The sequence below is a fragment of the Mucilaginibacter sp. L196 genome, assembly GCF_009765905.1.
GTDB lineage: Bacteria > Bacteroidota > Bacteroidia > Sphingobacteriales > Sphingobacteriaceae > Mucilaginibacter.
Window position 1 is genome coordinate 45,409 of the sequence record NZ_LMUO01000004.1, and the last position, 20,936, is coordinate 66,344.

Annotated in this window: 20 protein-coding genes; 8 read left to right on the forward strand and 12 right to left on the reverse strand. The window is 38.4% G+C overall.

The window, feature by feature from the left end:
• Positions 1-50 precede the first annotated feature (50 nt).
• Together GSQ74_RS00615 and GSQ74_RS00620 are read left to right on the forward strand one after the other, a co-directional pair.
• A complete protein-coding gene (locus GSQ74_RS00615) occupies positions 51-587 on the forward strand; it encodes a PA2169 family four-helix-bundle protein (RefSeq protein ID WP_158989003.1) in 537 nt (178 codons plus the stop codon).
• A gap of 149 nt (positions 588-736) precedes the next feature.
• The gene (locus GSQ74_RS00620; protein WP_158989005.1) at positions 737-2,218 is read left to right on the forward strand and encodes an ATP-binding protein; all 1,482 of its coding nucleotides are present in this window, start codon (positions 737-739) and stop codon (positions 2,216-2,218) included.
• A 264-nt stretch (positions 2,219-2,482) separates the two neighbouring features.
• Here GSQ74_RS00620 and GSQ74_RS00625 read toward each other — a convergent pair whose 3' ends face one another.
• Entirely contained in the window at positions 2,483-5,530 is a 3,048-nt protein-coding gene (locus GSQ74_RS00625; RefSeq protein WP_158989007.1) for a DUF2723 domain-containing protein, read from the reverse strand.
• A 279-nt stretch (positions 5,531-5,809) separates the two neighbouring features.
• Between GSQ74_RS00625 and GSQ74_RS00630 the strand changes: the two genes are divergently transcribed.
• Positions 5,810-7,414, forward strand: a complete 1,605-nt coding sequence (locus GSQ74_RS00630) for a gliding motility protein RemB (protein WP_254060777.1) — start codon at positions 5,810-5,812, stop codon at positions 7,412-7,414.
• A 32-nt stretch (positions 7,415-7,446) separates the two neighbouring features.
• On the opposite strand, the gene GSQ74_RS00635 is transcribed toward GSQ74_RS00630, so the two are convergent.
• Positions 7,447-8,343, reverse strand: a complete 897-nt coding sequence (locus tag GSQ74_RS00635; RefSeq protein ID WP_158989009.1) for a hypothetical protein — start codon at positions 8,341-8,343, stop codon at positions 7,447-7,449.
• A gap of 146 nt (positions 8,344-8,489) precedes the next feature.
• Between GSQ74_RS00635 and GSQ74_RS00640 the strand changes: the two genes are divergently transcribed.
• Positions 8,490-9,008: a hypothetical protein gene (locus GSQ74_RS00640; protein ID WP_158989011.1), complete on the forward strand. Its 519-nt coding sequence runs from the start codon at positions 8,490-8,492 to the stop codon at positions 9,006-9,008.
• A 155-nt stretch (positions 9,009-9,163) separates the two neighbouring features.
• Entirely contained in the window at positions 9,164-9,526 is a 363-nt protein-coding gene (locus tag GSQ74_RS00645) for a response regulator transcription factor (protein ID WP_158989013.1), read from the forward strand.
• A 2-nt stretch (positions 9,527-9,528) separates the two neighbouring features.
• On the opposite strand, the gene GSQ74_RS00650 is transcribed toward GSQ74_RS00645, so the two are convergent.
• The 9 genes from GSQ74_RS00650 to GSQ74_RS00690 form a co-directional block, all read right to left on the reverse strand.
• Complete coding sequence (locus GSQ74_RS00650) at positions 9,529-10,062, reverse strand: Mpo1-like protein (protein WP_254060778.1); 534 nt, start codon at positions 10,060-10,062, stop codon at positions 9,529-9,531.
• Between the two features lie 89 nt (positions 10,063-10,151).
• Positions 10,152-11,717 (reverse strand): ribonuclease Y, encoded by a 1,566-nt coding sequence (gene rny, locus GSQ74_RS00655; protein WP_158989015.1) that lies wholly within the window; start codon positions 11,715-11,717, stop codon positions 10,152-10,154.
• Positions 11,718-11,943: 226 nt separating this feature from the next.
• Positions 11,944-12,234 (reverse strand): cell division protein ZapA, encoded by a 291-nt coding sequence (locus GSQ74_RS00660; RefSeq protein WP_158989017.1) that lies wholly within the window; start codon positions 12,232-12,234, stop codon positions 11,944-11,946.
• A 21-nt stretch (positions 12,235-12,255) separates the two neighbouring features.
• Positions 12,256-12,546, reverse strand: a complete 291-nt coding sequence (locus tag GSQ74_RS00665; RefSeq protein WP_158989019.1) for a hypothetical protein — start codon at positions 12,544-12,546, stop codon at positions 12,256-12,258.
• Positions 12,547-12,643: 97 nt separating this feature from the next.
• The gene (gene pheT, locus GSQ74_RS00670; RefSeq protein WP_158989021.1) at positions 12,644-15,043 is read right to left on the reverse strand and encodes a phenylalanine--tRNA ligase subunit beta; all 2,400 of its coding nucleotides are present in this window, start codon (positions 15,041-15,043) and stop codon (positions 12,644-12,646) included.
• Positions 15,044-15,336: 293 nt separating this feature from the next.
• Positions 15,337-15,564, reverse strand: a complete 228-nt coding sequence (locus GSQ74_RS00675; RefSeq protein ID WP_158989023.1) for a hypothetical protein — start codon at positions 15,562-15,564, stop codon at positions 15,337-15,339.
• 179 nt (positions 15,565-15,743) lie between these two features.
• Positions 15,744-16,448 carry a DNA repair protein RadC gene (radC, locus tag GSQ74_RS00680; RefSeq protein ID WP_158989025.1) on the reverse strand — a complete coding sequence of 235 codons (705 nt, stop codon included), beginning with the start codon at positions 16,446-16,448 and terminating at the stop codon, positions 15,744-15,746.
• A 174-nt stretch (positions 16,449-16,622) separates the two neighbouring features.
• On the reverse strand, positions 16,623-16,877 hold the full coding sequence (gene rpsT / locus GSQ74_RS00685) for a 30S ribosomal protein S20 (RefSeq protein WP_158989027.1): 255 nt from the start codon (positions 16,875-16,877) through the stop codon (positions 16,623-16,625).
• Between the two features lie 125 nt (positions 16,878-17,002).
• Positions 17,003-18,349: a Gfo/Idh/MocA family protein gene (locus tag GSQ74_RS00690; RefSeq protein WP_158989029.1), complete on the reverse strand. Its 1,347-nt coding sequence runs from the start codon at positions 18,347-18,349 to the stop codon at positions 17,003-17,005.
• 93 nt (positions 18,350-18,442) lie between these two features.
• Here GSQ74_RS00690 and GSQ74_RS00695 point away from each other — a divergent pair, with 93 nt between their 5' ends.
• From GSQ74_RS00695 to GSQ74_RS00705, 3 genes are read left to right on the forward strand one after another with little or no spacing between them, the layout of a single operon-like run.
• On the forward strand, positions 18,443-18,763 hold the full coding sequence (locus tag GSQ74_RS00695) for a hypothetical protein (protein ID WP_158989031.1): 321 nt from the start codon (positions 18,443-18,445) through the stop codon (positions 18,761-18,763).
• A gap of 10 nt (positions 18,764-18,773) precedes the next feature.
• Positions 18,774-19,736: a zinc dependent phospholipase C family protein gene (locus GSQ74_RS00700; protein WP_158989033.1), complete on the forward strand. Its 963-nt coding sequence runs from the start codon at positions 18,774-18,776 to the stop codon at positions 19,734-19,736.
• Positions 19,737-19,745: 9 nt separating this feature from the next.
• Entirely contained in the window at positions 19,746-20,237 is a 492-nt protein-coding gene (locus GSQ74_RS00705; protein ID WP_158989035.1) for a hypothetical protein, read from the forward strand.
• 8 nt (positions 20,238-20,245) lie between these two features.
• On the opposite strand, the gene GSQ74_RS00710 is transcribed toward GSQ74_RS00705, so the two are convergent.
• The gene (locus GSQ74_RS00710; protein WP_158989037.1) at positions 20,246-20,899 is read right to left on the reverse strand and encodes a VTT domain-containing protein; all 654 of its coding nucleotides are present in this window, start codon (positions 20,897-20,899) and stop codon (positions 20,246-20,248) included.
• Positions 20,900-20,936: the final 37 nt, after the last annotated feature.

The window sequence follows — 20,936 nt, forward strand, 5'->3', positions numbered from 1 at the left end:
AAACAATTGATTACGGTGTAATGTTATTAATATGACTAAACAATACGGCCATGGGAATTTTGCAACACGTTGAACATCAGATATCGGCACTAAATGATCTGATTAAAATAAATAATGATCGTGCAACAGGTTATCAAAAAGCGATTGAGAGCACTGAAGAACAAAAGCTAAAAAAACTATTCGAAGATTACATAGAAGATAGTAAAGAATATGTAGGCGATTTAACTGAACACTTACATTTTTTAGGTGGAGACCCTGCAAGCGGAACAACACTGGCGGGTAAATTTTATCATACATGGATTGATGTTAAAGCTAAATTCTCTAAAAAAGATAACGTTTCGATATTATCTGATTGTGAATATGGAGAAGATGTTGCTAATACAGCATATAGAAATGCATTAGATGATAAGGAACTTATATGGAAGGATGAGCGTATAGTAAACATACTAAGCCGCCATTTAAAGGAGCTTAAAGCCACCCATGACCATATTAAAGAGTTACGCGATAATGCGATTGCATTGGCATTACAAAGCAAAAAAGTGGAAAAGCCTATTGTAGAACCGGCAGATACAAAAATCAATAACTAATTTTATTATAAACAACACACTATGTAAATGCGCTTCAAATATTGGGCGCATTTTTTCTATAAGTTGATTCATAATATTAACTTCACTAAGCCAATAGTATAATACAGATTTGGTAACTTATACAACAGTAATACCTATACCAACATAAAATGAGCGCTGAATCACAGCATATTTTACCGGTAGATATTTTTCAAACCATATTTGAAAAATCACCAGGCTCATTGTTAATTAAGGCAGATATGCCGCGCTTCACCATACTTGCTGCCAGTGATAGTTATTTAGAATTTACAGATACCACCCGGGATGCTATATTAGGCCGTGGTTTTAGCGAAGTATTTCCTGATAATGGAAATACAGATGAGCAAATCAAAGCACACAATGTGTTTATACGTGTAGTTAATACCGGAAAAAAGATAGATATTCCACGTTACAGATATGACATTTTTAATCAGCAGAACAAATGTTATGAAGAGCATCATTGGTCGTGCAGTAACGTACCAATAACAGGGGATAGCGGCGAAATAGCCTATATTTTAAATACTGTAGTAGATATTACCGGCGAGGTAAAAGCGAAAGAAACGGCTCTGGAGAATGAAAAACGCCTAAATCTCGCTCTTGAAGCAACCGGCTTGGCAACATGGGAGGTGAACCTGATTGATAACGCTTTTTCTTATTCTATAGGTATGGCCGAGATATTTGGGTTGAACCCTGGAACATCACTCACAATTGACATGTTGCGTAGCCAGATAGCGGAAGAAGATATGAAAAGCATTATTCTACCCTCCTATCAACAAGCATTAACTTCGGGTGAATATTTGTTTGAAGTTAAAGTGGTATGGCCAGATAAATCGCAACATTGGATAAGAACACAGGGCATTATTATTTTTGATGAGAATAATATACCAGAAACCATGCTGGGAACTACGCTGGATATAACTGAAAGTAAACGCGACGAGATCAGAAAGAATGACTTTATTGCAATGGCAAGTCATGAACTAAAAACCCCGCTCACATCTCTTAAAGCATATATTCAACTGCTCGCGAAAAAACTAAATAATAACAATGACGAGTTTATTGCCAATGCCCTTACCAAAGCAGATAACCAGGTAAATAAAATGGCAAACCTGATATATGGCTTTCTTGATCTTTCACGCCTGGAGTCCGGAAAATTGCAAATTAAAATGCAAGATTTTGATATTAACAAACTCCTTGTAGAAAATATTGCAGAAACTCAACTAACCAACAACGGCCATACAATTATTTTTGATGCAGATGGTGTAGTTATGATTCATGCTGACAAAGAAAGAATAGGACAAGTGATTAATAACTTTTTAAGCAATGCCATAAAGTATTCGCCAAAGGATACTATAATTACCATAACCACTAAAACCTGCGAAAACGAAATACAAGTTTCTGTTTCTGATACTGGCGTTGGGATTAAACTCAAAGATCAGGAGAAGCTATTTCAACGCTTTTACAGGGTTGATGACGATGAGATTAAAAACATCTCGGGCTTTGGCATTGGTTTATACCTGGCTAGTGAGATTATACAGCGCCATAGGGGCAAAATATGGGTTAATAGCGAAGAAAATAAAGGATCAACATTTAGCTTTAGTTTACCAATTGGATGATCCTAAAAGCTGTCTAAAAACGATTGAATCTTGTTTATATATAAACACAAAAACAAAGTGTCATTTGCGAGGTACGAAGCAATCTCTACATAAGCAAGAACATTGAACCTGCAGAGCAGCTCTGTAAAGTATAGCGATTGCTTCGTACCTCGCAATTACTATAGTTTTATCATTTCTAAACAACTCCTAGGTAAACAGATATTTTAAATACAAAAAGGCCACTTCAAATTGAAGTGGCCTTTTTAATCGCATTATCGTTTAGCTTTATTGTTGCCTGCTTAAAACATTAGCAAATTTAGTTTGGTAGTCTTTATACTGTGCATTTAATTTATTATACAAAGCCGTTTGGTGCGCTCCTTTTGTAAAATCAGTTAAAGCACCAATCAATTGTACCCCTATATTAACAGTGCGGGTATCTACATCATCACCATTGTTTTGCAACTGGTAATAATTATAATCTAACTGATCGGTAAGATAATCATCGATATCCTCTGTAAACTTATTGCCTACCACCACATCGTTCAATTTATAAGCTGCCTCCGCTAAATACAACTTGCGTACATTCACATCAATAAATGGGTTAATATCAGGTAATACTTGTTGGCATTTCTCTAAAACCTTCACGGCAAGGTCAGGGCGTTTTTGTGTTATCAAATCATTAGTCAAATCAAGGAATGTCTCCAATAAAACAGGATAAAACATATTAGTTGATTCATGATCCAGGTATTTGGCAGTTTTAAAGTTCCCCCATTTAAACTTGTTCATTACATTGTTGTACATTACTATAGGATTCGTTTTAGCCATCTGATCCCTATTGGCAGTATCTGGAGTGAAAGGAATAAGATGGTAAACAAAACCTTCTCTGTATAAATACGGCTGTAAACCCATCAAATTCTCAGAGCCAACAGTTACAGTAAAGCATATAGGGCGTTTCCAATGGTTGTGAGCCAAAACATCAAACATCGCCAGATTGCCCTTCATTACGTAATTAGAATTGTATTTAAACTTCATCGTATCAGTCAGCTTGCTTCTGTCGCTGTCAGGCACTACACCGTTCTTTATAACTTCATCTTTATTAATGGTAATCTTGAAATTTTTGGTTGGCAAGTAATTGGCGTTATCACCATTTTGGTATTGTACCATCGTAGCAGGATTGTCTGATGTTATAAAATCAAACACCTCACTTAATTCAGTAAAACCAGGTATTTTTCTATCATCAAAGTAAATCACATCCCGTATCCCATCTTTATACTTATCAAAAGGCATGGTGATAGGCAATGCATCTGCGTCATTCATTTTACGCGTCATTTGCTTAATATTCCAATCGGCGGAGAATAAGCTTAGGTTCACAATACGTACATCCGGCCTGATTCCCTCAACTTCCTGATCGTACCATAATGAATAGGTATCATTATCGCCATAGGTAAACAGAATTGCATTTGGCGGGCATGATATTAAATAATCATAAGCCATATCATGCGGCGTTAATTTGGTTGAACGGTCATGATCTTTCCATTCTTGTTTAGCCAGCACCACTGGGCCCGCTAATAAGCATATGCCGGTAGCAGTAAAGGCCGCGGTTTTAGCATTTATCTTTCTGCGTAACAAGTCGGCAATGGCAATTACCCCCAGCCCTATCCATATAGAGAAAGCATAAAACGATCCTACATAACTATAATCACGCTCACGTGGTTGTATAGATGGCTGGTTAACGTATAATACAATTGCAATACCGGTGAAGAACCACAGTAAGGTAACAACAAGTGCATCTTCTTTACGGCGATTAAAATGGAATATTAAACCAAATAAGCCAATGATTAAAGGCAAAGCGAATAATGGCGTATAAGTAACACCTGCTAACGGATCTCTGGCATCACCCCCAATAACAGATTTTGGTAAATGTCTGCCGCCATCAAATATTCCGGTAGTCCAATTACCATCAATTCCTGCCATACTTGCTTGTCCGTCGGCATCATTATAACGGCCTGCAAAATTCCATAAAAAGTAGCGCCAGTACATCTGGTATATTTGCCAGCTGAACATGAATTTCAGGTTATCGCCAAAGCCAGGTGCTTGTCCGTCAGGTATTCTTAACCATTCTTTATAGAACTGCGGGTCCTGGCCATCGCTGCTATATATACGTGGCAAAATAGTTGTATGGTCATAAACGGTATTTAATTTTTTACCTGCTACTTCATATTTTGTATTCCCTTTACGGTAGATGTTTGCACCTTCTGTTTGATCAATAGGTTTCGCATCAAAATATGGCCCATAAAGTAAAGGTGTTTCACCGTATTGCTCACGGTTTAAGTAACTGTTTAACGTAAATGCGTTATCGGGGTGCGCGTTATCCAAATTGGTATTAGCCGTTGCCCTTATTGGTATATAGGCAAATGAGCTGTAACCTAAATAAATAAAAGTGCAACATAAAAACGCCAGGTTTAGCATTGGCTTTTTATATTTAATGCTATAATATATACCGGCTATCAATACTGTTATTAATAATACCAGGAATACGGCCGCGCCACTACCGAAACCAAAACCAAGTGTATTTACAAAGAACAGATCAAAATAAGCTGCACCAACAACGGTGTAATTCCTGATACCATATTGAATAAACACTAATATAACTATGCCCGCTAAAATGGCTAAAATGCTGCTTTTTAAGTTTATTTTCTGAGTCCTTCGCAGGTAATAAACTAATGCTAACGCAGGGATAGTTAATAAATTAAGTAAGTGTATACCTATTGATAAACCTATTACATAGGCAATAAATATGATCCATTTATCGGCACCCGGTTCATCAGCATTGGCATCCCATTTTAAAATGGCCCAAAATACTAACGCTGTACAGAATGATGACCATGCAAATACGATGGTTTCAACAGCAGAGAACCAAAAAGTATCGGTATAAGCGAATGCTAAAGCACCCACCAAACCTGCTCCCATGATCATGTAAAATTTCGATTGATCGGCGTCTTCGCTTTCCTTATAAGCAAGTAATTTTTTTGCCAATGCGGTTATCGTCCAAAACAGTAGCATTATAGTTGCGCCGCTGGCTAATGCCGAACCCATATTGGTAAAAAATGGAACCTTAGCATTATTTCCCATTGATAATAATGAGAATGCTTTGCCAAGCATTGCAAATACCGGGTAACCCGGCTGGTGCGCTACCTGTAAGCGGTATGCGCAAGAAATAAACTCGCCGCAATCCCAAAAGCTTACTGAGGGCTCCAGCGTCATGATATAACTAATTGAGGCGATAGCAAAACACAACCAGCCTAATAAATTATTAATTTTTTTGTATTGCATGTATAAGGATTTTAAAAGCAGGCGTAAATATCAGAATTTTTATAGGTTATTTTAAAAAAACGGTATTACAATAACACAATTTAACAGAAATTAACTTTTCAATTTGAATAAAGTGCGAATATCATAATTTTTTTTAGGCTTCATTAATTTATCTCTCAACACTATATTGATATTATTAAAACTTACTAAATAATACATCGTTAAGAATTTAATACTCACTTTTATATTTTATTATCTTTGGTTTTTTAGATTGTAAAAACAACTCTTATTTTATTGAGCATGATAAAAGCTTACCACTTGCCTATTAAAAAAATATTATTGCTCCTGGGTGTTATAATTATCTTAACACAGGTTAGCCGTTCACAATCGGTATATGCCCCATATTCATACGAATTCTATCAAAAATTTAATGCTGACGTTTATAGTGTTAACAGTTCGTTTCACACTTCATTAAAGCCATATCTTATTGATAGCATTATCGCCCCAAAATATAATGCCATAACCAGTATAGGTGTTGATAGCAGCCGTAAGAACTATTTTTTACGTAAAATATTTAATGAGCATGTTTTTGATGAGCGAACCAGTGAATATACCTTCTATGCAGATTATATAGCTGATTTGCAGATAGGACGAGATTTTGCGAATAACACTACCACCTATCTTAATACACGTGGTTACCAACTTGGTGGAACAATAGGCGACAAATTTTCCTTTTATACAAGCGGTTATGAGGATCAGGCGCGATTTGCAAACTATTATCAGGCTGTTGTTCAAAAAACAGGATTTATTCCGGGTGAGGCTTATAACAGGGAATATCAATCTACTACCGAGGACGACTGGTCGTACGTTACTGCTGTTTTATCTTATGCACCAATAAAACAGCTTAATATCACTTTAGGACAAGATAAAACATTTATTGGTGATGGTTACCGCTCTTTACTGTTATCTGATTTTGCAGCCACTTATCCTTTACTGCGTGTAACTGCAAATTTAGGTAAGGTACAATACATGATGATGTGGACCAACATGGAAGACATTAACGTACCAAAATATGATACCTATGGTAATAACCGCCGCAAGTGGGCAGCATTTCATTATGTAGATTGGAATGTAACTAACCGATTTTCATTAGGATATTTTAATGCGATGATTGCGGCCGAGGCTGATGATAACGGTAATTCGCATGGGTTTGATGCTAATTATGTTAATCCGCTAGTATTTGCAGCCGCTTTAGGCCCCAAAACACCATACCCCGATAATATATTAACCGGATTTACCGGCAAGTATAAAATTTTTAATAAAACAGCTATCTACGCACAGTTGCTATTAGATAGATTAAACCAAAGTCTTGCTCCTAAAAACACAGGTGGCTATCAAATAGGTATCCGCGGAGCTGACCTCTTTAACATAACTAACTTTAATTATCTGTTTGAGTTTAATACGGTAAAACCGTATACCTATTCATCCCCGCAGGTAATTACTAATTATACTGACTATAGCGAACCTCTGGGCGACCCGCTTGGTTCTAACTTTAAAGAAGCGATAGCTATATTGGATTATTCAATAGGCCGTTTCAGTTTTCAGGGACAGATAAATTATGCGTCGTTCGGGCTTGATCCGAATACCTCGGTTAATTATGGGCAGAATATAATGCTTGCTTTTGACCCCGGTACAGTAGAGGGTAGCACCACCGGGCAAGGGTTACCTACTCACCTTTATTATGGTGAAGGTACTATCGCTTATCTGATCAATCCTAAATATAATCTTCGGTTTGAATTAGGCGGATTATACCGTAAACAAGAGAATAGCCAGGGAACTCAAAACACAAAGCTGGTAACCTTTGGAGTAAGAGCTTCATTCAGACAGTTGTATCATGATTTTTAATCATCGTACAACTGTTATAATATTGAGAAAGTTTAAAACTTTAGAGACAGACCTGTTTCAAAGTAAACTATATCATTATTGTTAGATAAACCGACAGCTTTTGCCACTGCTGCGGATTTAAATCCATTTTGCACAACAGCATAGGTAGGTATAAATTCAAATATCAGGTGGCCAATCTTATATTCTAAAGGAACTGAAAACTCATAGTCCAATGTTTCAAATTTGCTTAAATTAGATTCAAAGGCTGCTACCGCGGCACCTACTTTTTTGCTTTTGAATACTTTCTTCTTGATATAAGCGTCATAAAAATTTTGTGTGCCTAAATTGATAGCTACAGTTGGCGAAATGATCAAATCATCATTATTTGCAAATGGCTTAATAACAATAAAATCATGTGAGATACCGCCATTTATAAAAATATCAGCATTTGCCCCATTGTTTAAACTATAATTAGCGCTTACACTTGGTGTAATTATGTCACCTATTTCATAATCAAAATCAGCACTGAATGTATTGGTAATTGATGACCCTATTAAGGTACTGTTTGGGTTATAAAACATTTTGCTGTATGATATCCCACCGGAAAAGTCATCGGTAATATCAAAATCATAACCAGCTGTCAAATTTCCGCCATCCACTTTATTTTTCTTATTATCAGGCAGAATATCCATACCGCCCGATATATATATTCCTGGTTTAAAAGTATATTTAATATCCGGGCTTACAAGTGGTGTGGTAGTAAGGCCGGTTCGGCCCATAAAAACATTGTTGTTTAAATAATCCGCGCCTATTTTAAATGAGGACTTTTTGGTTGATTTGGCTTTAACTGTATCTGTAGCAGTGGAATCCGCAACTTTTTGGCAGTAGCTATTGAAGCTGATCCCTAAAAATAATAAAACAAGAAGGTTTTTGTAAAGAAAGTTGTGCATTAGGGGTATTTTAAGTTGATATGAGCCTATGACATATATTTTATGCTATGGTTTAACATCAAAAAATATTTATATATATTAAACCATGTATTAAATATTTAGTCTGTAAGGTCAATGAGTTATCAATCATTATAAAAACCCCAAAAATGAAGAAACTAGGATTATTAGTTGTTGCCGCAATGTTTTCGGCTGCATCTTTTGCACAAACAACCACACCAGCCACTACACCGGCTACCACTACCCCAACAGAAAAAACACAGATGAAAGATCTGCGTAAAGACGTACGTGCTTACGACAACAAAAAAGCGGAAGCAAAGGCTCAAATTAAAAAAGGCAATTTAACCGCCGCCCAAACTGATTTGGCAGCTGCAAAAACCGACAAGGCCGACATTAAAACAGATGCCAAAACCTTAAAAAGCGAAGGGGTAGCTCATCCTGTAAAATTAGCTACCAAAGAAGTTAAGAAAGCCGACGTAAAGAAGGTTGAAGCAACTAAGGCTGATTTAAAAACAGCTAAGGCTACAGAACAAACAGATGTTAAAGCCGGTAATATCACAGGCGCACAGGCGGCTCAAGCTGCAGCTACAGCCGACAAAAAGGATCTGAAGAAAGATATACGCGAAGCTAAACGTGACGGTGTTAAACGTCACCTGCACAAGGCATAAATTATAAATAGCTAAAGAGGATGTTGAAAATCGGCATCCTCTTTTTACGTTACACCTGTTTACCATTTTATTGTAAAGTGTTTGTTGTAAACCATTAAACGATGCAATCACGCTTACAATAATTCGTTATAAAAATACCCCTTACCTAATTATTTATGCAAAAGCGAATCTTATTACTTGATGATAACCAGGATATTTTGGATATAATGCAGGAGGCCTTATCCTACCAGGAATACGAAGTTAAAGTAGCTCTGGATAGTAATAATATGATCAATTTAATACTTGATTATCAGCCAGACCTGGTCATACTAGACTACCACTTAACTGGCCGAAACGGATACGAAATTTGCCGGCAGTTAAAAACACACCCCGAACTTGGGCATATACCTGTTATTATATGTTCAGCTTATGTTAATAAAGACGAGAACTTATCTGCCTGGGGTTGCGATGCTGTGATAGCAAAACCTTTCGGTTTAGATGAACTTACAAGGAAGGTGAATAATTTAATATTGGGTTAAGCTTAATATTTTATATTAAAACGCTTCACTACCAAATGCACTAAAAACAAAGGCGCTACCAGTATATTTTTATATCGATACTCAAAAGAAAGGTTTTTACCTTCTTTTTTATAGCCTCCATATAACGCAGCACATGATATTACAAATATCAACCCACATAAAGCCCCCAGTTGCGGCCCTCCGGCCTTCTGCCACTGCACCAGCAGGGTGATGATATAGTAATAGGCCAGCATAATAAACAGCATAAAATAGCTTAAAACAGGTGAAAGCTTTAAGTAGTAATAAATACTGAATGCCAATAAAAAAGATGACCAATTAAAATCGGCATTATACTGCCCCAGAAATTTAATGTAAGGGAAAGGTATCGCCCACAATAATCCAAACAGGCTAAACAGCAATAGCGAAATAAATATAATATGAATAACAATGTTTGCCGGATCCTGGTGCGCGGCAGCAAATTTGTCAAAATGAAATTCTACGCTCCCGGGCTTTACTTCGGGTTCGGCTTGTTTTTTTTCAACTTTCTTTTTACTCACAACTGCGGAATAGATTAATTATTGAATGATGAACGCCGAAGTTTTTACACTTCGGCGTTCGGTATTTTTAAGATCAATATGATGTTTTGCTATTTAGCGAAAGCAACTGATCTGGTTTCCCTGATCACTGTAACTTTGATTTGCCCAGGGTAGGTCATTTCAGTTTGGATACGGTTTGAAATATCAGCCGCTAAAACTTCTGATTCAGCATCGCTTATCTTCTCGCTTTCAACCACTACACGTAACTCACGGCCTGCCTGTATCGCAAATGTTTTTTCAACACCTGGATACGACATAGCAAGCTCCTCAAGCTCTTTTAAACGCTTAATGTAGCCTTCAACCACTTCGCGCCTTGCACCCGGCCTCGCGCCTGAAATGGCGTCACAAACCTGTATAATCGGTGATATCATCGACGTCATTTCTATTTCATCGTGGTGAGCGCCAATAGCATTACAAACTTCAGGATGCTCCTTATATTTTTCAGCTAATTGCATACCTAAAATAGCGTGTGGCAATTCCGGGTTATCGTCAGGCACTTTACCTATATCGTGCAGTAAACCCGCGCGTTTAGCTAATTTTACATTAAGACCTAATTCCGCAGCCATAGTAGCGCAGAAGTTAGCTACCTCGCGCGAGTGCTGTAACAGGTTTTGCCCATAAGATGAGCGGTAACGCATACGACCAACCATACGGATCAATTCCGGATGTAAGCCTGTGATACCTAAATCTATCACGGTACGCTCGCCTATTTCTACGATTTCTTCTTCAATTTGCTTTTTGGTTTTGGCAACAACTTCTTCAATACGTGCCGGGTGGATACGGCCATCAGTTACCAAACGGTGCATTGCCAAACGGGCAATTTCGCGCCTAACCGGGTCAAATCCTGAAAGGATGATCGCTTCAGGGGTGTCATCTACAATAATCTCAATACCGGTAGCTGCTTCCAACGCACGGATGTTACGACCTTCGCGACCAATGATTCTACCTTTGATCTCATCGTTTTCAATATTAAAAATTGAAACAGTGTTTTCAATAGCAGCCTCGGTAGCGGTACGTTGTATAGTTTGAATAACTATCTTTTTAGCTTCTTTGGTAGCGGTAAGCTTGGCTTCGTCAACAATATCTTTTATCTGCGCCATAGCTTTGCTACGGGCTTCTTCGCGCAAGTTGTCAACTAATTGGTTACGCGCTTCTTCGGCAGATACGCCTGCGATTGTTTCCAATTGCTGTACGTGCTGATTTTTCAGAACCTCAACTTCTTCCTGTTTTTTAACCGCGATGTCGGTCTGTTTTTCCAGGTTCTTACGCACATTGTCTATCTCATTTTCCTTACGGGTAAGGTTTTCTAAACGAGAATTTAACGACTGCTCTTTTTGTTTAAAGCTATTTTCGCGTTGGTTATAAGCGTTGTTTTTAGCATTTAACTCCTGCTCATGCTCTGCCTTTAATTGTAAAAAGCGCTCTTTTGCTTCAAGCAGTTTGTTCTTTTTAAGAATTTCCGCGTTGTTTTCAGCGTCTTTTAAAATAAGTTTCGCTTTGTTTTGGGCCTGATTTTCCTGTGATTTAAAAAGCTTGCGCAACAGGAAACGGCCAACGATGATGCCTACACCGACCCCAATCAGGAGCCCGATGATAACATATAATGATGAATTCATTCTTCTTTTAGGTTATATAAATAAAAAAACCGCAACTAACTTTTAAGTATCATGTATTGAAAAACTTCGTCACAGATATTGGGACCATGGGTTACCGTTAATGTTCGACGAATAACGCATGCCTCTTGATCCGCTGAATATTGAAGCGTTAAGTTTTTAATAGTGAAACCTAAAATTTAACTGCGGTTAAATCTTAAATGCTCTGTTTTTATGTAAAGAACGTTTATTACTTCGAGAAAAACTCGGTCAGTAAATGATCCAACTGGTAAACTTTTTCGGCTACATCTGTATCTTCAACAGTAACCTTTTTCTCTGCTTTTAATGATGATGTTGCAAAATGCAGCACGCTCATCGCAAGCAAATCTTGTTTATCCCTTACCGCGTAATTTTCCTGATATTCCTTTATGCGGTCGTTGATCAGCTTAGCTGCCCTACGTATTATTTCTTCCTCCTCCATGTTCACCTTTAAGGGGTAAACTCTGTCAGCAATATTTATTTTTATAGAGATTTCTCCCATTGAGCTTTTTCACTATTTATATTACTTTTTCAGCAATACAATGCACTTATCTATTTCCTGCACAAATTCGTTAATTTTTTGCTTAATATCAACACTTTTTTCATTTGTTTCTGAAAAAGATTTTGCCAACTTCAATACACGAAGCTTTTCTTCCAGTTCCTTCGTCTTATTTTTGCTGGCATTAAGCGCTGCCGTAAAGCTATCATTCTCCAATTTTAGCAGATCATTCTCTTCCTGCAAGGCAGCACAAAGCTCAATCAACCTCTCGGTTTTATCAATAACTTTATTTAATTGTTCTGCTACCTGGCTCATTTTGTTGGTTGATTGGGTGAGTGGTTGATTAAGTGAGTGGGTTTTGATTTGCAAGCAGCTAACTACTCACCTAATCAACAATTCACCACTCACCAAACTATTTTCTTATCTCCGCTCCCGCTTCTTTCTCTAAATTATAAATTAATTTCTGCATTATCGCATCAATTGCCTTATCGGTAAGGGTTTTCTCTATATCCTCAATGATAAAGCTTAACGCGTATGATTTTTTGCCTGCAGGTAATTTATCACCCTGATAAACATCAAATACATTCACTTCTTTCAACAGCTTCCGTTCTGTTTTTTGGGCGATTTGTTTTAATGCACCGAACGAAACATTTTGATCGATCAGCATGGAAAGATCCCGCCTGACTGCAGGGAATTTTGAGATCTCCTGATACACTATCTTGTTCTTGCGGGCAAGGTTGATAATCAAATCAAAATTAAAGTCGGCATAAAAAACCTCTTTGCTTACATCAGCTTTTTTCAAGGCTGATGGTGCTACTGATCCGAATTTAACCAACTGCTTATTGCCGCGTACGTATTGCAAGCCATAGGCAAGCTTTTTACAAGTTGTATCTTCAACAGTAATATCTTTAACATTTAGTTTTTCGATAATGCCATCAACAATTGCTTTCAGGTTATAAAAAGAAACCGGTTTGGCTTTTTGATTCCAGGCTTCAGCTGTATCGGCACCGGTAATAAAGATGCTAAAACGTTGTGTTTCGGTATATTTATCTTCCTGCACGCTGTAAACTTTACCAAACTCATAAAGTTTCAAATCGGTAGCGCGCCTGTTTTGATTGTAGGCAATAGCCTCCAAACCCGAATACAGCATAGTTTGGCGCATAACATCCAAATCGCTACTTAGTGGGTTTAATATTTTAACCGCGGTATCTAAATTATCAGAATAAGCTGATTTGGTTAATGAGTTCGACATGATCTCATTAAAGCCATTAGCCGTTAACAGATCAGATAATTGATTTTGCACCGCATCCTTATCAGGCCTGATAGAAGTATTTAATGATGCCCTGATTTGTGTTGGGATATGGATATTATTATAACCGTATATGCGTAATATCTCTTCAACAATATCTACGTCACGGGTTACGTCAACACGGTAAGGCGGCACTTTTAATGAAAGACCTTCGGCAGTTTCATTTACGATTTCGATATCCAGGCCAACTAGAATGGCTTTAATTTCTTCGTGAGTGATAGCCTGACCGATTAATCTGTCGATAGTTTTGTAAGTTATTTCAACCTCAAACGCTGCAACGGGAGCAGGGTAATTATCAAAAATATCGGATGAGATAGCCCCACCCGCAATTTCTTGTATTAACAAAGCAGCACGTTTTAAAGCAAACACCGGCATGTTTGGATCGGTACCACGCTCAAACCTAAACGATGCATCGGTTTTTAAACCGTGACGTTTAGCTGTTTTGCGGACTGATACAGAATTGAAGTAAGCACTCTCTAAAAAAATATTTTTGGTTGATGCACTAACACCTGAATTCGCACCACCAAATACACCAGCAATACACATAGGTTTTTCAGCGTCGCAGATCATCAAGTCATCTGCAGATAATTTGCGTTCTACATCATCCAATGTTTTAAACAAGGTTCCTTCAGTACAATTTTTAACGATTACCTTGCCGCCTGCAATTTTATCAGCATCAAAAGCGTGTAATGGTTGGCCTAAATCATGCAGCACATAATTGGTAGCATCCACAATATTATTAATAGCACGCACGCCTATAACAGCCAAACGTTCTCTCAACCATTTTGGTGATTCTTTTACTTCTACACCTGAAATAGTTATACCTGCATAGCGCGGAGCAGCCTGCTCATTCTCAACAATAACTTCTACCTTAAGATTGCTGTTATCTACCTTAAAAGCAGAAACATCAGGCTTTTTAATATTGATTTTCAGGAATGCTGCAATATCACGTGCCGTACCTAAGTGCGAAACAGCATCTGCACGGTTTGGTGTAAGGCCTATCTCATACAGATAATCATCCTTAACTTTAAAAAAGTGTTTAGCTAAAGTACCGGGAACAGCATCATCAGCTAGAACCATAATGCCATCGTGCGATTTGCCCAGGCTTATTTCATCCTCGGCGCAAATCATCCCTTCGGAAACTTCGCCACGTATTTTTGATTTGTTGATCTTGAATTTTTCACCTTCCAGCGGGTGCACATAGGCGCCCACAACGGCTACTACTACTTTTTGTCCGGCTGCTACGTTAGCTGCGCCGCAAACAATTTGCAGGTCTTCGCCTGTGCCAACATCAACTTTGGTAATATGCAGGTGATCGGAATTAGGGTGATCGGCGCATTCTTTTACATGCCCAATAACTAAACCCTCCAAACCACCGGGGATGGCCTGTACTTTTTCTAAACTCTCCACTTCTAACCCTGTTCCGGTTAAAATGGTTGAAATTTCTTCGGGAGTTTTATCCGTATCAATAAATTCTTTGAGCCAATTATAAGATATCTTCATTATATCGAAATGATAATCGGCAAAGATAGGATTTAAGGTGAAAGGTTGAAAGGATAAAGGCGAAAGGTTGTTGTGGAAATTTAAAGCAGTTGTCATTCTGAGGAACGAAGAATCTTCTGCACCGAGCAAGTTCGTTATGCTTATCGAAGAAGATTCTTCATTATATTCAGAATGACAAGTGGTAAATAAAGCGACTTGTCATTCTGAGGAACGAAGAATCTGTACAGTTGTAATCAGACTTACAGATTCTTCACTCCGTTCAGAATGACAAATGGATTATAGCTATGGATCGATTAATCATCCAAATCATCGTCATCATCAAAATCAAGCGTATAGGATGGTTCCGAAGCATCATAAGCTTGTTTTAATTCAGCGGGATCCGCATCATCATCCAAATTGTTGTAATCGGGTTCATCTTCCTCATCAAAACCGTTGGAATGAATATCTTCCTGGCTTTGCTGATCTTCCGAATCATTTTCATATGAATCGTCTAATGGTATTTCATCTCCTGGAGTTATCATGATCGTTTTGTTTTAGTTTTATAAATGTAACGATATAGTTTGAGGGTTGTTTATGGAAATTTTAATTTAATCCAGGTACTTGTCATTCTAAACGCAGTGAAGAATCTTCTTCGATAAGCATAACGAACTTGCTTGTTATAGAAGAGTCTTCACTGCGTTTAGAATGACAAGAGGAAAACCTAAATCACCCCCTCATCCGCAAAGCTATAATAACTACTATCGGTAATAATCAGGTGATCCAATACTTTAATATCCAGCAACTTGCCTGCGGCGGATATTTTCTTGGTTAGTTCAACATCCTGGTGACTTGGCTTTAAACTACCTGAGGGATGATTGTGTGCCAGCATAATATTTACTGCTGAATACCTTAATGCTGCAGAGAAAATAGTTTTCGGGTCCGCAATGGTTGCATTGATTCCTCCTTTGCTAATTAGCTCTTTACCGAGTATTTTACAATTCTGGCTTAACATCAGCACCCAAAATTCTTCATGCGGTATATCAACCAAAAATCGTTTCAAAAAGTTGTAAGCATCTTTACTGCAAGTGACTAATTCCGGGGCCTTTTCTTCGGTATCATTACGACGGCGGCCAATCTCGAGTGCCGCGATAATGGAAATTGCTTTGGCTTCGCCGATACCTTTAAATTTGGAGAGTTCTTCTATAGAAGCACGACCTAATACATTCAGGTCGTTTTCATAATGGTGCAGGATGCGTTTGCTTAGTTCAACAGCCGATTCATCACGGTTACCCGAACCAATAAGTATAGCAATCAACTCCGCATCGGTTAAAGCTCGGCGGCCTTGTCCGCTTAACTTTTCACGGGGGCGATCCTCTTCGGCCCAGGATTTTATACTGATCTTATTTTCGTAAGGAGTCTGAACCATGATTCGTTGGATTTAGGGATTGCCCTAATAAGGTTATCAATTGCCAAAGTAGGGATCTTTTTAAATATCTCAAAATCATTAAAATCCGTTAAATCTTAGTTCAGACAATGATTTAAACGCAAAAAGGCGATGAGTTTAACACTCATCGCCTTTTCTTATAAAAGTATAACCTAATTATTTTAAGGTATTTACAAACTTAGTAAGCTTTGATTTATTGTTTGAAGCCTTATTCTTGTGAATAACGTTCTTTTTGGCTAAACGATCAAGCATTGAGATCACTTTTGATAAAAGTTCACTTGCTTCAACTTTGGTAGTTGTGCCTCTTAATTTTTTGATGGCATTCCTGGTGGTTTTTGCCTGATACCTGTTACGTAAGCGCTTCGCAGCGTTAGAGCGGATCCTTTTTAATGATGATTTATGATTTGCCATTGTATAGCCTTATTATTCTACTTTTATTTAAGGACTGCAAATATAGGATGATAAATTTAATTATGCAAACGTTTTTTCAACAAAAAACTTTAAGCTTATTAACACTGCTTTAATACTAAAGCAACTCAATATGCATCATTTAAAGCAAACTTACTCACCCTATCTTTCCATTTACCCTTCGTAAAATCAGGGAATTGCTGGGGCATGTTGCCTTCGACGATTGATTTTTCGGAAAGTGGTGTAATTACGCTCATCGTTACAGAGTCGTAAACATCAATTGGCGTTTGTACTTTGCGTTTAACCGATTCGACAAAAGAATTGAACACAAACCAATCCATGCCGCCGTGCCCTGCCCCTTCGGCGAAATTGTTATATTTTTTCCAAAGGGGGTGATCATATTTATCCAGCCATTCATCCGCTTTATCCCAGGCATCATCTTGCTTGGATTGCCCTTCAATATAAATGGAATTGTTTACGTCCATCCACAAACCTTTTGTACCCTGCACCCTAAAGCCCAGTGAATATGGACGAGGCAGATGCGTATCATGCGATAGCATCACGGTTTCGCCATTGGCGCAGTTGATCATGGTGGTGATCACATCACCATTCTTATAATTTATTTTAGCATTTGGGTTGCCGGGTGATATTTCTTCTACATAAGAAGCCAAACCGCGCGCTTTTGATGAGAAGGAAACCAGGTTAGTGAACCGGTTACCATAATTGATATTGGCGTAATGCATTAACGGCCCTACCCCATGTGTTGGATAAATATCCGCATTACGATCAATATTAAACTGTGTGCGCCATTGTGCTTCGCTGATCGCTTTCGGACCAAATTCAGCTCCGTGGCCATAGTAGTGTTGACCATCATTAAATAACACTGCGCGAAGGTTGTGCTGATAACCGCCTTCCAGATGGATCATCTCACCAAACAAGTTCTGGCGCTGCATATTTAGAATAGCCATTACATCGCGTCGGTAGCAAACATTCTCTAAGGTCATGTATGGCATACCAGTTTCTTCATGCACTTTTACAATATCCCAGTGGTCTTCTAAAGTTATACCTGCAATCACCTCGCAGCCTACGTACTTACCTGATCGCATGGCATCAATGGCCATTTCTTTATGAAACTGCCATGGCGTGGCAATAATAACGGCATCAATATCTTTACGGTCGAGTAATCGTTTATAAGCATCAACACTGCCGGTATATTCCTGCGGCATTTTTTTGCCTGATTTGGTAAACTGAGCACGGCATTCTTTAAGAGATTGCTCTTGCGTATCGCAAATAGCTACAATGTCCACATCATCACGAAGTAAGCCTTCATCAATGTGATTGCGCCCGCGAAGGCCAACACCAATATAGCCTAATCTAACTTTTTGCATGCTTCTACCAAACACAACGCTGGAGGGTAAAATACTGATACCCGCGGCAAGCACAGTGCCCGAGCTGATAAATTTTCTTCTATCCATATTTTAATGAGGTTATAAAGGCTAATTTGAGTAAATTATCTAAGTATTTTATCATAATTTTACAATGCAGATCATTAACAGCTACCAAAACTTATGAAACAGCAATTCCACTACGCCACCGTTACCGAAGCCATTGAGCTATTAAGAAGACAAGGCTTTACCTTTGACTTCAATTTGAAAGAAAACCAGTTTATAGTGGGCGACAAAGCCTACACAGCCAATGAGTTTGAGATAGTGGATGTATACCGCTACGAAGGCCCATCAGATCCGGGAGATGAAGCAACTGTTTATGCCCTTGCTAATAAAGAAGGTGTAAAAGGCATCCTGGTAGCAGGCTACGGCGCATCGTCTGACGAGGCATCTGAAGAGGCGCTTAAACAATTGCATTACAAATATCAGCAATCGCAAAAATAACAAACCTGTAATGAAGCAGACCGGCAGGTTATTAAGCGGGTTGTTGTTGATTGTGCTGTGCTCCTCTTGGGGCTTCTTCGCACATTACCGCATTAACCGGTTGGCTGTTTTTACGCTGCCTAAAGGCATGTCGGGCTTTTACAAGGCCAATATTGGATACATTACAGAACATGCCGTAAGCGCTGATAAACGCCGCTATGTTGACTCCACCGAAGCTCCCAGACATTTTTTAGACGCGGACCATTATGGTAAAAATCCATTCAGCCACATCCCACAAAATTGGGGCGATGCCGTGCACAAATACTCGGCTGATACATTGGATAAATATGGCACCGTTCCGTGGGCTATTCAATACAACTATTATAAACTGGTAAAGGCTTTTAAGGCCCATGATACCACCGAAATACTAAATGCTTCGGCTAATTTGGGGCATTATGTTGCTGATGCACATGTGCCGTTACACCTCACTTTAAATTATAACGGACAATTAACTAATCAAACCGGGATACATGCCTTATGGGAAAGCCGCCTGCCTGAGTTATTTGGCGATCACTACAACTACTTTGCAGGCAAGGCCAGGTATATTGACGATCCGCTGAAAGAAGCGTTCAGAATATGCCGCAGCTCGTTTGCTGAGGTTGATTCCGTTTTGCGGTTTGAGCGAATATTGAACAAAACCTTCCCGGCAGATAAAAAGTATGTAAATACAAAACGTGGCCGCAAACAAGTGCAGGATTATTCGCCGGAATATAGCCTCGCTTATCAGAAAATGCTGAATGGCATGGTTCAGCGGCGATTTCGATCATCAATACAATCAGTTGGGAGTTATTGGTATTCGGCTTGGGTGGATGCCGGGCAACCTGACCTGAATAAATTGATAGCTGCACAGTTAACCATCAGTCAAAAGAAAGAAATACAGCAGGAAGAGACTATGTTTAAAGCAGGTAAAGTGTTAGATTTAAGGAGTAAATAACTTAAACCCATGCATGCCCGAATAATATGTTTATTAACCCTTTTTGCATTGGTTATTGCTGCTAATGCACAAAACAGGCATCGCGCTGCTACTCCTCAAACCAAACAAGAGAAAATGGAAGCCCATGCATTGGCCAGCATAAACACGTTATATGAGGTGAAGGATTTTATAAAGTATCACAAAAAGTCCGAACCGTTGGTAATGTTAGATGGTGACCCCGATACGATCTGGAACTATTACCAGGTTAAAGTTGGTATCAGTAACTATGATATGATGAGAACGAGCTTTCATTTTTTTGTTGCGCCAAAAACTTTCAAAATTTATATATGGGATATTTTGGACGACTCAGGAGTTGTTCCAATACATTTAATATCCTTACAACGGTGGCGGCGTTGGCGCGCCGATCCACGTTTCAATGGCTTTCATACTTTTAAAAACAACAAAATTATAGTTTTAAACCGGTATGGAACGGTAGCAAAGCGGGGTGAGGCGACTAATTAATTTTTTTGTTATTGGGTACTAGTTTTCTTGCCCTTACTTTTTACAGCCGCGAATATTGGCGGAACAATAGAAAGTAGAATAACGATTATCCCTATTGCTGAAATATGGTCTTTGAGAAAAGGCGCATTTCCCAGTTCATAACCTGCGAACAGAAATAATATGATCCACGACGCACCACCAATAATATTGTAAAGGCTATAACGCAATAGTGGCATACCGCTAACACCAGCAACAAATGGCGCTATGGTACGAATAATTGGCATAAACCTGCTGAATATAACCGCTTTGCCACCATGTTTATCAAAAAAAGCTTTAGTACGTGTGTAGTATTCTAATTTAAGCACTTTATTTTCGGGCTTAAATACTTTGGGGCCGAAATAGCCGCCGAGTAAATAATTTAATGTATTACCTGCAAAAGCGGCAATAATTAAAATTATACCCATATAGATAATATCTAACCCTGATCTGCCGCTGGCGATTAAAGCTCCGGCAGCAAATAAAAGTGAATCACCGGGTAAAAATGGGGTGATCACAAAGCCGGTTTCAGCAAATATTATAGCGAAAATAAACAGGTAGGTCCAGCCATTGTACAGGCTGCTGATGTGTTCAAGATGTTTATCAATATGTAATATGAAATCGACAGCGCTTTTTATGAGTTCCAATATTTTTTAATTTTCAGCAAAAATATAAATATATATT

Bases quoted from the DNA above. Each gene is read 5' to 3' on its own strand.
- pheT (WP_158989021.1), bottom strand. From the start codon at position 15,043: ATGAAGATATCTTATAATTGGCTCAAAGAATTTATTGATACGGATAAA.
- GSQ74_RS00635 (WP_158989009.1), bottom strand. From the start codon at position 8,343: ATGCACAACTTTCTTTACAAAAACCTTCTTGTTTTATTATTTTTAGGG.
- GSQ74_RS00695 (WP_158989031.1), top strand. From the start codon at position 18,443: ATGAAACAGCAATTCCACTACGCCACCGTTACCGAAGCCATTGAGCTA.
- GSQ74_RS00645 (WP_158989013.1), top strand. From the start codon at position 9,164: ATGCAAAAGCGAATCTTATTACTTGATGATAACCAGGATATTTTGGAT.
- radC (WP_158989025.1), bottom strand. From the start codon at position 16,448: ATGGTTCAGACTCCTTACGAAAATAAGATCAGTATAAAATCCTGGGCC.
- GSQ74_RS00675 (WP_158989023.1), bottom strand. From the start codon at position 15,564: ATGATAACTCCAGGAGATGAAATACCATTAGACGATTCATATGAAAAT.
- GSQ74_RS00705 (WP_158989035.1), top strand. From the start codon at position 19,746: ATGCATGCCCGAATAATATGTTTATTAACCCTTTTTGCATTGGTTATT.
- GSQ74_RS00630 (WP_254060777.1), top strand. From the start codon at position 5,810: ATGATAAAAGCTTACCACTTGCCTATTAAAAAAATATTATTGCTCCTG.
- rpsT (WP_158989027.1), bottom strand. From the start codon at position 16,877: ATGGCAAATCATAAATCATCATTAAAAAGGATCCGCTCTAACGCTGCG.
- GSQ74_RS00640 (WP_158989011.1), top strand. From the start codon at position 8,490: ATGAAGAAACTAGGATTATTAGTTGTTGCCGCAATGTTTTCGGCTGCA.
- rny (WP_158989015.1), bottom strand. From the start codon at position 11,717: ATGAATTCATCATTATATGTTATCATCGGGCTCCTGATTGGGGTCGGT.
- GSQ74_RS00665 (WP_158989019.1), bottom strand. From the start codon at position 12,546: ATGAGCCAGGTAGCAGAACAATTAAATAAAGTTATTGATAAAACCGAG.
- GSQ74_RS00690 (WP_158989029.1), bottom strand. From the start codon at position 18,349: ATGGATAGAAGAAAATTTATCAGCTCGGGCACTGTGCTTGCCGCGGGT.
- GSQ74_RS00620 (WP_158989005.1), top strand. From the start codon at position 737: ATGAGCGCTGAATCACAGCATATTTTACCGGTAGATATTTTTCAAACC.
- GSQ74_RS00700 (WP_158989033.1), top strand. From the start codon at position 18,774: ATGAAGCAGACCGGCAGGTTATTAAGCGGGTTGTTGTTGATTGTGCTG.
- GSQ74_RS00660 (WP_158989017.1), bottom strand. From the start codon at position 12,234: ATGGGAGAAATCTCTATAAAAATAAATATTGCTGACAGAGTTTACCCC.
- GSQ74_RS00625 (WP_158989007.1), bottom strand. From the start codon at position 5,530: ATGCAATACAAAAAAATTAATAATTTATTAGGCTGGTTGTGTTTTGCT.
- GSQ74_RS00615 (WP_158989003.1), top strand. From the start codon at position 51: ATGGGAATTTTGCAACACGTTGAACATCAGATATCGGCACTAAATGAT.